This window comes from Kribbella sp. VKM Ac-2569 (assembly GCF_004216905.1).
Taxonomy (GTDB): domain Bacteria; phylum Actinomycetota; class Actinomycetes; order Propionibacteriales; family Kribbellaceae; genus Kribbella.
Genome location: NZ_SGXJ01000005.1, coordinates 157,352 through 169,246 on the forward strand (window position 1 = coordinate 157,352; position 11,895 = coordinate 169,246).

The window sequence follows — 11,895 nt, forward strand, 5'->3', positions numbered from 1 at the left end:
GACTACTCCTGGACCCTGGTGTACGGCGAGCCGAACTTGTTCAGGGCTTCTTGTAGTGCGGGGACTTGTGCGGCGGCTGCTTCCAGGGGAGTGCCGGAGGTGGCTGCGGACCAGGCGGCGCGCATTGCGGTGACACCGGCGCTTGGGCCGCTCGGGTGGCCGTGGATGCCGCCGCCGGCGAGTACCAGGAGATCAGTTGTGTTCGTGCGGCGGTATGTCTCCGGGGCCAGTCCAGGTGTCTGGCCGGAGGAGAGGACGGGCAGGGTTTCATAGCCTCCCAGGAGTGGTGTGCGGACGGCGGTGATCGAGCGGAGGACCTCCTCGTCGGTTTCGTAGAACTTGTTGGACAGGCCGTTGGTGTGCAGATGATCCGCCCCGGCAAGCCGGGCGAGTTTGGACCAGGCGACGTAGTCGATGCCGAGCTGCGGCGCTCGCGTGTAGACACCGGTCATCGCGCGGTGACCGTGGATCGGTAGGGCGCAGCGTTCGCGCAGCCAGGCGAGGGCGCTGAAGCCGACGAGGTTCACGCACACCATCACGCAGGTGCCGCCGGCCGCGTGGACCAGGTCGTGGTTGGCGGCCATGCGGTCGAGGTCGTCGGTGATGTTGAACGCGTACATGGGTCGCCGGCCGGTGCGGGCGGCGGCCTTGTCGAGTTCCTCGGTGACGACCGCGACCCGGTCGGCGAGTGGTGAGTGTGGCGGGTTGCCCATCAGCTCGTCGTCCTTGATGAAGTCGATGCCCGCCTCGGCGAGCTCGCGGACGACGAGCCTGAGTTCTTCGGGAGGCAGCCCGATGCTCGGCTTCACGATCGTGCCGAGCAGGACGCCGTCCGGCCGGTCGAGCAGTTCGCGGGTCCCGCGGACGCCGTACTGCGGACCGGGGTAGCGCTGCGCGAACGGCGCCGGAAGGTCGAGGTCGAGGAGCCGGATTCCGGCGAGTTGCCGGAGCTCGAACAAGTTGCCGGCCACCGCGGCGAGCAGGTTGGGCAACGACGGCCCGAAGTTGTCCAGCCCGAACGCGATCCGCACCCGAGCGCTCCGCTTCCCAGCATCCCGCGACCGGGTTGTGCCTGGCAGGTCGGCGTTACCGGTGGGCGGGAGTTCTTCGACGGAGAGGACGCGAGCGGCGAAACGTTCGCGGAGTTCGGGAGTTTCCCGGGCGACGGCCGTGAAGGTGCCCGTCGACTGTTCGCCGGCTATGGCTTCGGCGGCCTGTTCCAGTGGGAGGTAGGTCTCGACCAGGTACGTGGCGACGACCTCTGCGGCGCTCATCGGGTCGGGTCGATCTGTGTCTTGAGGTGCGCGGCCCCACCGTCGATCGCCAACAGGGTCTCCGGTGTTCGGCCGAGTGGGACCACGTCGGAGATGTACGGGCGTACGTCGAGAGTCCGCGTGTTGACGAGCCGCGCCGCCGCGGCGAAATCGGCAGGTGTGTAGATCGTCGAACCCTGCACTGTGACCTCCTTGAGAACTACCGGATTCAGATCAACCGTCAACGCCCCGCCGAACATCGGCAGCAGCACCACCTGCCCGCGCGGTCTGCACAACGTCAAGGCCTCCGCGAGGCAGCTCGGATGCCCGGACGCCACCACGACCACGTCGAACCCGTCCCCACCGCTCACCTCGATCCCGAGCGGCACGAGATCCGCCGAGCGCGGATCGACCACGGTCTCAACGCCTTGTGACATGAGGAACTCACGGTTGTGCTGCTGGATGTCGCTCACCAGCACCGTCCGCGCTCCACGGTGCCGACTCACCGCCGCCGCAAGACTTCCGATCGCTCCACCACCGAGGACGGCGACGGCATCTCCGGCCCGCACCGCCGACGTGGAACGCCACGCCACCGCGACCGGCTCGATCATCGCGCCCTCGCCGTACCCGATCTCGTCGTTCAACGGCATCAGCACGCGCCCCGGCGCGACGAAGTACTCGCTCAGCATCCCCGGCCAGCCCAGGCCGGGCACGCGTTTCTGCTTGCAGAGATGAGGATGACCGGCCTCGCACCGCGTGCACTCCCAGCAGGACAACGCCGGCAGTACGGCGACGCGATCGCCTGCGCGGAAGCGTGGATCACCCGACGACACCACCTCGCCGGCGCCCTCGTGCCCTAACACCACAGGCGGTTTGCGGAACGGATGGAGCCCGCTCCAGGTATGTAGATCGGAGCCGCACAGCCCGACCGCACGCATCCTGAGCAGCACGTCGTCGCCCACGACCGGATCCGGTACGTCGGTCACCGAAACCTGCCGTGGCGCCTCCAGAACGGCTGCTCGCATCAGGCACTCTCCTTGCTCGGGTCCGACCAGTCTCCGCCAGTAAACCTCAAGAAAACAAGGCGGATCTGCCAGCCTGTGGATAGCCGGTTGACTTCGCGGGCGCAGGAGGCAAAGGTTTACCTCATGGCGACGATCCCTGCGACTCTGCTGCTCGAGGACCGGGCCGCGCTGGCGATGAACGCGGTGACCGGCCTGGCCGACGACGACCTGGACGGCATCCCGTTCTTCAGTGCGAACCTGCTGGCCCGTCCTGCCCGCATGGACCACGGCGACTGGGACTACGGCTCCAGTCACGGCCGGCTCACCGATGCGATCCTGCTGACCCGCCAGATGACCGGCGGCAAGGACTGGGACCCGCGCTGGGACACGATCGCCGATCGCTACCGGCAGCGGCTGTTCGCACTGCTCGCCGACGACGGCCTCACCTACCGTCAGACGCACCCCAAGGGCCACTGGCTGCCGAATGCCAACCTGATCGACCAGCGCGCCACCCTGCTCGCCATGACGACCGCAGTGGTCGCAGCCGACGATCCGCAGGCACAGCGGGCCGCAGACCGCCAGGTGGCCGCGCTGAAGCGGATCGCGATCAAGGAGCGCGACGTCTGGTTCTACCCGGCGTCGGAGTACACGAAGGACGGCTGGCCGTCGTCGAACGCGATTGACCTGCATCTCGCGCCCGACCCGGCCTCGTTCTCCGGCCGCCTGATCATGCCGCTGTTGCGCTACCACCAGGCGACCGGCAACACCGACGCGCTGGAGCTGTGCGAGTGGTTCGCCCGGTTGATCGTCGAGAAGAGCGGTGTCTTCAACGCTGACGGGAGCTTCAACCCGGCCCGTGCGTACCGTAGCGGCCACTTCCACACGCGGGTCGGGACGCTGGAAGGATTGGCCCGGCTGGCCAGGCACACCGGTGATCACGGGCTGACCGAGTTCGTGCGACGCAGCTACGACTGGGTGCTCGGCGAGGCGACCCGGTTCGGCTGGACACCGGGTGACCTTGCTGACCAGCAGTACGAGCACGAGACCTGTTCCCTCGTCGACCTCATCGGTCTGGGTACGACGCTGGCCGGCAACGGACTCACGGAGTACTGGGCGGTCGTCGAGCGCTTCGTCCGCAACCACCTGGCCGCGTCGCAACTGCAGGACGTCAGCTGGGTGGAGTCCGCACCGGACCGCTCACAGGACGAGCCTGGTTGGCGGACGTACGTCGACGTGGGCGAGCGCGTCCTCGGTGCCTTCTGTGGGTACGGCGCCCCGAACGACTACGTGTCCGACGTACCACTGGGGCGCGGCCACACCAACGACGTACAGGCGTGCTGTGTCGGCTCCGGCGTCCGTGGACTGTTCTGGGCGTGGAACAGCATCGTCACCGGTGACCACCGGTTGACGCGAGTCAACCTGCTACTCACGCGCGGCCACCACGGGGTCGACGTCATCAGCCACCTGCCGGTCGAGGGGAAGGTCGAGTTGCACGTCAACGAGCCGATGGACGAGCTCCGCGTGCGCATCCCCGACTGGGCCGGGTACGCGCGGCTGAGGCTGCAGCGCGGAGATGACGAGTGGACTGGGGCCGAGCGGATCTGGGCACCCGACGGCTACCTGTCGATTCCGAGGCCGCAGCCGGGCGAGCGCATCACCGTGACGTTCCCGATGGTCGAGCAGACCACCACAGAGCTTGCGGCCGGCAACGAGTTCCGGACCACCTGGCGTGGCGACGACGTGATCGCGATCGACCCGCCAGGCACGTCCCGCCCGATGTACGGCGACCGCCCGGAACACGCCGGCGGCCTCCGTGAGTACGAGCTCCACCGACCCGAGACGGAGTGGTCCTGGTGACAACTGACTGGGTGCTGTCCGAGCCGCCGAGTGCGACGGCGCTGACGGCGTACGACCTGCGCTGTGAGCACCGTGTCGATCCGCTCGGGATCGGTACGGCGCGACCGCGGCTGAGCTGGCGGTTGGCGTCGCCGACCCGTGGCGATCGGCAGGATGCGTTCCGCGTGCAGGTGCTGCGCGACGCCGTACAGGTGTGGGACAGCGGGTGGCGGAGCGAGCGGGACACGTACGTCGACCACGGTGGTGCTCCGCTGACATCGCAGACTGACTACGTGTGGCAGCTCTCGGTGCGGGACGCGGCCGGACAGGTCTCGTCTGCGGAGGCGACCTTTGCGACCGGTCTCTTCCACGACGACGAGTGGGAGGCGCACTGGATCGAGCACGACTACGAGACCGATCCGTACTTCGAGCCGCCAGTCGATCGCGCGGAGCCGCGGACGGTGCGGCAGGCAACCATCGCGCCGCCCCGCTACTACCGGCGCTCGTTCGAGCTGACCCAACCGGTCACCAGGGCGCGGGTCTATGCGACTGCCCACGGGCTCTACCAGTTCAGCGCCAACGGTCAGCGGGTCGGCAACGACGAGCTGACACCGGGCTGGACCGACTACCGCGAGCGCGTCGCCTACCAGACGTACGACGTGACCGAGGTGTTGCACGAGGGCGAGAACGTGATCGGTGCCGTCCTCGGCGAGGGCTGGTGGTCCGGGTATGTCGGGTGGGACACGCGAAGCCATGCGCACCACTACGGCAAGAAGCCGCAGTTGCTCGCGCAACTCGTCGTCGATCACCCGGACGGTTCGCGGACCGTCGTCGCGACCGACGGCCGCTGGGTCGAACGCGTCGGGCCGATCAGGTTCGCCGACCTGCTGATGGGCGAGTCGCACGACGCCAGGCACGAGCTCGGCGCGTGGTCCAGCCCGGGGTACGACGCCGGCGACTGGGCGCCTGCCGGTGATCTCGGCGGTGACGTGCCGACGCTGATCGCGGCGACGACCGACCCGGTGCGGGTGACCGAGGACGTCGCGGCGACCGCGGTGACCGCGCTCGAACCAGGACGTTTCATCGTCGACCTCGGGCAGAACGTCGCCGGTCGCGTCCGGTTGCGGGTGCGTGGCGCTCAGGCGGGGGACCGGATTCGGCTGCGGCACGGCGAGATGCTGCAGGCGGACGGCGAGTTGTACACGGCCAACCTCCGCACGGCCGATGCCACGGACTACTTCGTCAGCGCAGGCGCGGGCGAGGAGTTCTTCGAGCCGATCTTCACCGTGCACGGCTTCCGGTACGTCGAGATCGACGGCTATCCGGGTGAGCTGACCGCGGAGGACGTGACCGGGCGGGTGCTGCACTCGGACACGCCGGTCGCGGGGCGGTTCGAGTGTTCGGATCCGGGCGTCAACCAGCTGCTCAGCAACATCCGCTGGGGGCAGCGGGGCAACTTCGTCAGCGTTCCGACGGACTGTCCGCAGCGCGACGAACGGCTCGGGTGGACGGCGGACGCACAGATCTTCCTGCCCACAGCGGCGTACCAGGCCGACGTCCTGACGTTCTTCGAGAACTGGTTCGCGGATCTCGCGGTGGCGCAGACCGATGATGGTGCGATCCCGGATGTGATCCCGCACGTGATCACCGGTCGGCACGGTACGCCGGCGTGGGCCGACGCGGCGACGATCGTGCCGTGGACCCTGTACCGGATCTACGGCGACGAGCGCGTACTGCGGACCGCGTGGCCGGTGATGCGGCGCTGGGTCGACTACGTGCACCGCGCCAACCCCGACCTGATCTGGCGGAACCGGACGAGTGGTCACTACGGCGACTGGCTGCAGGTCGGCGTACAGACCGATCGGGATGTTCTCGCGACCGCCTACTTCGCGCGGAGCGTGGAGTTCACGGCGGCAGCCGCTCGGGTGCTCGGGCTGGCGGACGAGGCAGCGGCGTACGGCGAACTGCACGAGACGATCGCGGCGGCGTTCGTGGCGGAGTTCGTCGATGCCGAGGGCAAGGTTCGCGGCGACACCCAGACCGGGTACCTGTTGCCGTTGGCGTTCGGGTTGCTGCCCGAGCAGGCCGAGCAGGCGGCGGTGAAGCATCTGGTCGCGGATCTCGAGCTGCGCGGGCGATCGTTGACGACCGGGTTCGCCGGGGTGGCGCTGCTGTGCCCGATCCTGACGAAGTACGGGTACACCGAATTGGCGTACGACCTCTTGCACGACGACCGGTATCCGTCCTGGGGGTACTCGATCAAGCACGGCGCGACGACCATCTGGGAGCGCTGGGACGGGTGGACGGAGGAAAACGGGTTCGGGCCGGTCGCCATGAACTCGTTCAACCACTACTCGCTCGGCTCGGTCGGCGAATGGCTGTACGGCGACGTCGCCGGCATCAGCCAGTCGCCCGAGTCCATCGGCTTCCGCGACCTCGTCATCAAACCCCGCCCCGGCGGTCGCCTGAACTGGGCCGAAGCGTCGTACGACACCCCCACCGGCCGAGTCACCACCCGCTGGCAACAGTCCGACGGCACCCTCACCCTCGACGTCACCATCCCACCCGGCGTCAACGCCACCATCCACATCCCCACCACAAACCCCAACGCCACCGAGGAATCCGGCCGCCCCCTGACCCAGGCGAGTGACCTAACCCTCCTCGACCCCACCCCAGACACCACCATCTGCCGCACCGAATCCGGCACCTACCACTTCACCACCCCCGCCTGATCCCCAACCCACCCGCCGCACCCCTGCGAACCCACCTGCATCTCGTGGGTTGACGTCCGAGATGCAGGGTTAGCGCCGGGGATCTCGGCCGCGAACCCTGTATCTGATGGGTATACCCACCAGATGAGACCGCACCGGCGGAGCGGGGGCCAGGGTCGGGTAGCGGCGGCCGGGTCAGCGGGGTCAGCGGCGGCTGGGTGGGCGGGCTGTGGAGGCGCGGATTACCAGTTCGCCTTGGACGTGGGTGGTGGCAGTGGTGACTCGAGGGGTGAAGCGTTCCCAGGCTTGGCGGCCCAGTTCGACCGTGGAGACGGCGTACGTCGTGAGGCCGGGGTCGGTGTGGGCGCTCATGGGGGCGTTGTCGATGCCGGCGACGGAGATGTCGCCGGGGACGGACAGGCCGAGTTCGCGGAGGCGGCTGAGGACGCCGACGGCGACGTGGTCGTTGAAGCAGATCATCGCGGTGGGCTTGTAGGTCAGCGCCTCGTCCACCGCATCCCGTCCGTCGACGAGCGTCGAGCCGCAGGGCACCCGGAAGATCGTGAGACCGGACGCCTCCGGTGAGCGGAAGCCGCGTTGGCGTTGCTGATCGGACCAGGCGGCGGTCGGGCCCTGCAGGTACGCGATCCGCTTGTGGCCGAGTGACGCGAGGTGCTCGCACAGTGCGCGGACGCCGAGGTGGTAGTCGACCACGACCGAGCCGACCGCGGAATGCCGCAGTACCCGGTTGATCAGGACGAGCCGGCGCGCGGCCTCGGCGACCTCGCGCAAGCGGGGCGTACTCATCCGTGGCGCGCACAGCAGCAGCCCGTCGACCCAGCGGGCGAGCTCGATCGCGGAGCGGTACTCCTGCTCCGGGTCCTCCTCGGTGCCGGCGACCAGCGTGTGATGGTCGGTGGCGGCTGCTTCGGCGGCGACGCCCTTGAGGATCTCGGCGAAGTACGGGTTGCCGAGGTCCGGTACGACGACGCCGACAGTCCGGCTGCTGCCGCGCAACAGCGTTTGGGCCGCCGGGTTCGGCCGGTAGCCGACGTCCTGGGCCGCGACGCGGACCCGGTCGGCGACCTCCGGCGACACCGGCTTGCCGCCGCTCAGCACCCGCGACACGGTCGCCGTCGACACCTCGGCCAGCCGCGCCACGTCGTGGATCGTGGCGCGGGCAGCACGGTCCGCAGCGGGCTCCGAAGATCGATACCGTCTCACCGGCCCATTGGACCATGATCCCGGCGCAGATCGCTGCCGGTAGAGCGATGTAAACCTTTTCCCGATTTCCTGCGGCGAACCCTTGACGTCACCGCGCGACGCTGCGACGGTAACGAGGAAAAGGATTACCCGCCCACCGCCCCGGGCTCTGTTGCGGCGGTCCGCGCGAGGAGAACACCGTGCGAAATCGCCTGTTGAGCCTGTGTCTGGTCCTGCTCGCCGGAGCCGGCCTCCTGACGATGTCGGCAACCACAGCAACGGCAGCGAACCCGGCGACGTACGGACCGTTCGACCCGCGGATCGAGCTCGACGGGCACTGGGGCCGTGACGACGACGTCGCGATCACCGTCAACTCCGGGTCCTCGGTCCGCTTCAGGTTCACCGGCTCGCACCTCGGCGCACTGCTCGACACCGCGTCGATCACCGTCCCGGCCCAGTTGTACGTCGCGATCGACGGCCAGGCGCCCGTACTGCACAAGGCGGACGCGGACCACAAGGTGTTCGCCGACGACCTCGACCCGACCGTCGCGCACACCGCGGAGATCGTGGTCAAGGACGTCGACGAGTACGAGAACCGTTGGAACGTCCCGCTGCAGACCGGTGTCGTCCTGGAGAAGATCGAGCTCGCCCCGGACGCCAAGCTCATTCCGCTGCAGACGACCGCCGAGCACCGCATCGAGTTCTACGGCGACTCGATCACGCAGGGCGTGATGGCGCTCTGTGCGGAGCTCGGGACCGACTGCGCGGACGGCACCAAGGCGTACCCGCACCTGGTCGGGGCGGCGTTCGGCGCGGACACCAACCAGGTCGGCTTCGGCAAGCAGGGCATCATCCAGCCAGGTCACGGCAACGTCGGTACGGCGTCCGAGTCGTTCGGCTGGAACCTCGCCGGCTTCCCGGCCGCACCCTTCGACCCCGGCGCGGTCGTCGTCAACTTCGGCACGAACGACGCGGCGTCGACGAGCGCCGAGTTCACCCCGGCGTACCTGGCCTATCTGCAGAAGGTCCGCACGGCCGACCCGCAAGCGCTGATCGTTGCCCTGCGCCCCTTCAACGGCACGCACGCCGACGACATCAAGGCAGCGGTCGCGGCGACGCAGGACCGCCGCATCGCGTACGTCGACACGACAGGCTGGCTCGGACCAAACGACTTCAACGGCAGCACGCACCCGAGCGTGCAAGGCCACGAGGTCGCCGCGGCCAAACTCACCGCGGTGCTGAAACGTCTGACCGGCTGGTCCACCGGACCCAGCGGTACGCCGAAACTCGCGCCGCAGGGTCTCGAGGACGCGACGTGCTCGGACACCCCGCTCAGCCTGACGTACCAGGGACCGGTCCGCCTCGGTGTGACCGGCAAACTGAACATCCACGCGGCGGACGGCGAGGTCGTCGACACGATCAGCCTCGCGGACCTCACGTCGTACCACCGGACTGTCGGGGACGCCCGCACGGACTACGGCGAGCTGCACACCTGGACGTACCAGGCGGTCGTGGTGGACGGACGGACGGTCAAGATCTATCCGCATCAGCGGCTCAAAGCCGGCCAGGTGTACTACGTCACTGTCGATCCCGGGTTCGTGCAAGGCGACCCAGGGATCACGAAGGCCGACGGCTGGCGGATCCGCACCCGCCTGGACCCGACCTCAGACGCCCAGCTGACCGTAGGACCTGGCAAGGACTTCTGTACGGTGCAGGCAGCGATCGACTTCGTGGGCGAGGGGCACCAGGCGACGATCGACGTCGCGCCCGGTCTGTATCGCGAGCTCGTCTGGGTGCCGCCGACCAAACCCGGTCTCACGATCCGCGGTGCGGGCGCCGGCAAGACCGTGATCGGGTACCCGAACAACAACCTGCTGAACGGCGACTCCGCGATGGGGAGCGTCCCGATCGAGCAGTCGTACTGTCAGCGCCGCGTCATCCCGCAGTCGGACCGGTTCAACTGCTGGCGGTCCGCGATGGGCGTGTTCGCCGACGACTTCACGATGACGGACGTGACCGTGCAGAACCTCACGCCGTACCGCCGGTCGCAGGCCGAGGCGTTCTTCGGAAACGGGAGCTGGATCGTGCTGGCGCGGGTTCGCATCCTCGGATACCAGGACAGCCTCCGTCTGCAAGGACAGGCGTTCGTGACGAACAGCTACGTCGAGGGTGACGTGGACTTCGTCTGGGGGACCGGCGGTGTGTTCATGCAGGACTCGGAGCTGAAGGCGCTGCACGAGGGCTACTACAACCAGGTCCGCAACATCGACAACGGGCCCGGCAACATCTTCGTGCGGGTGCGGCTGACCCGCGCGCCGGAGGTGGCCGACGACAGCGTGTTCCTCGCGCGGGCCGAGCTCAGCCGGTTCCCGACCAGCCAGGCCGTCTTCATCGACTCCGCGATGGACAGCCACGTGAAGAAGACCGGCTGGCAGATCACCAGCCCCAACGACTGCGCGGCCGCCGGCCAGATCCGGTTCTGGGAGTACCACAGCACCGACCTGGCCGGTCAGCCGCTCGACACCACCACACGACTGGCCTGCTCCCGGCAGCTCGGCGACGAGGAGGCAGCACAGCTGCGCGACCCGTCGTTCGTGTTCGGCGGATGGCACCCGGTTGTTCCCCGCCTCGAAAGGTGATCCATCATGAAGAACGTCAACCGTCGGGCCATTCTCGGAGGTGCTCTCGCCGTGACAGCCGGCAGTGCGACCGGATGGCCGCTCAACGCCGCCAATGCGGCCGCGACGGAAGTCCCGGCGGGCGGTGTGCTGCCGCATCCGGCACCGCGGCCCGTTGCGCCGGTGAACGCTGAGATCGCGGCTGCCCACGCGGCGACGTACAAGACGCTGCCGCAGGTCGTCGTCGGGGTGGACGTCGAAGAGCTGATGAAGATCCACACAGCCGCCGACGCGGACGCGCTGCGGCCGCAGCTGGTCGCACAGGTGTGGAAGGACACTGGCGTCTTGCCGACCGGTCTGCCGACGGTGACCCGCGACGTCGGTGTACCAGCCGTGCTGCCCGAGTTCACCGGCGTACGGCGCTACGACAAGCTGGACGTGGCGATGCCGTTCGGGTACGTCGCCACAGTGTTCGTACTCGAGCCGACGCTGAGCACGCACCGGCGCGTCGCGTTCTACCACAACGGGCACGGCGAGGGTCTGGACACGATGCAGCGGGTCGCACAGGGCCTGCTCGACCACGGGTACACCGTGCTGCTGTTCGCGATGCCGTTCTACCACTGGAACCCGAAGACGCTGCAGGACCCGGCCGACCCCACCAAGCAGCTGCAGCCGTCGCACAACGACCTGCCGCTGTGGGCCTCGGACACGTACTCACCGCTAGCACTGTTCCTCACACCGTTGGCTGTGGCGATGAACTACGTGCAGGCGACGTACCAGCCGTCGTCGGTGCAGATGATCGGGCTGTCCGGCGGTGGCTGGGCGACGAGTGTGTACCCGGCGCTGGACACGCGGATCACCCGGTCGTACCCGACTGCCGGCTCGCTGCCGTTCTTCGTTCGGCCTGGGTCGCCGAAGCCGAGCCCGACGCGCGGCGACTGGGAGCAGCGGCTGGACATGCAGCCCGGGTTCTACGGGCTGGCCGACTTCCCGGACTTCTACGCGCTCGCGTCGGTCGGGCGGAACCGGCGGCAGATCCAGATCCTCAACCGGTTCGACGATTGCTGCTTCAACGGCGTCGGGCACCGGTCGTACGAGGCCGCGGTGCGGCAGCGGATCGCCGTGATCGGGACCGATGCGGTGAGCAACGAGTCGAACGGCCACTGGGAGCTGCTGGAGGACGCGACCCACGGCGACCACACGATCAGCCCGTACGCGCTGTCGGTGATCCTGTGGGACCTGGACACCAACTGCGCGCACCTCCCGTAAG

At 68.5% G+C, this 11,895-nt stretch carries 7 protein-coding genes; 4 read left to right on the forward strand and 3 right to left on the reverse strand.

Going from position 1 to position 11,895, the window contains the following annotated elements; translation table 11 throughout:
- Positions 1-2: 2 nt before the first annotated feature.
- Together EV649_RS31750 and EV649_RS31755 are read right to left on the reverse strand one after the other, a co-directional pair.
- Complete coding sequence (locus EV649_RS31750; protein WP_130387344.1) at positions 3-1,274, reverse strand: RuBisCO large subunit C-terminal-like domain-containing protein; 1,272 nt, start codon at positions 1,272-1,274, stop codon at positions 3-5.
- Positions 1,271-2,278: an alcohol dehydrogenase catalytic domain-containing protein gene (locus EV649_RS31755; protein ID WP_130387345.1), complete on the reverse strand. Its 1,008-nt coding sequence runs from the start codon at positions 2,276-2,278 to the stop codon at positions 1,271-1,273. The genes EV649_RS31750 and EV649_RS31755 overlap by 4 nt, the downstream gene beginning before the upstream one ends.
- A 123-nt stretch (positions 2,279-2,401) precedes the next feature.
- Between EV649_RS31755 and EV649_RS31760 the strand changes: the two genes are divergently transcribed.
- Positions 2,402-4,114 (forward strand): beta-L-arabinofuranosidase domain-containing protein, encoded by a 1,713-nt coding sequence (locus EV649_RS31760; protein ID WP_130387346.1) that lies wholly within the window; start codon positions 2,402-2,404, stop codon positions 4,112-4,114.
- The gene (locus EV649_RS31765; protein ID WP_130387347.1) at positions 4,111-6,825 is read left to right on the forward strand and encodes an alpha-L-rhamnosidase; all 2,715 of its coding nucleotides are present in this window, start codon (positions 4,111-4,113) and stop codon (positions 6,823-6,825) included. Before EV649_RS31760 ends, EV649_RS31765 begins: the two co-directional genes overlap by 4 nt.
- Before the next feature lie 183 nt (positions 6,826-7,008).
- Here EV649_RS31765 and EV649_RS31770 read toward each other — a convergent pair whose 3' ends face one another.
- A complete protein-coding gene (locus tag EV649_RS31770; RefSeq protein ID WP_130387348.1) occupies positions 7,009-8,028 on the reverse strand; it encodes a LacI family DNA-binding transcriptional regulator in 1,020 nt (339 codons plus the stop codon).
- 179 nt (positions 8,029-8,207) lie between these two features.
- Here EV649_RS31770 and EV649_RS31775 point away from each other — a divergent pair, with 179 nt between their 5' ends.
- Positions 8,208-10,646 carry a pectinesterase family protein gene (locus EV649_RS31775; RefSeq protein ID WP_130387349.1) on the forward strand — a complete coding sequence of 813 codons (2,439 nt, stop codon included), beginning with the start codon at positions 8,208-8,210 and terminating at the stop codon, positions 10,644-10,646.
- 6 nt (positions 10,647-10,652) lie between these two features.
- The gene (locus EV649_RS31780; protein ID WP_130387350.1) at positions 10,653-11,894 is read left to right on the forward strand and encodes a hypothetical protein; all 1,242 of its coding nucleotides are present in this window, start codon (positions 10,653-10,655) and stop codon (positions 11,892-11,894) included.
- The last annotated feature ends 1 nt before the right edge of the window (position 11,895 follow it).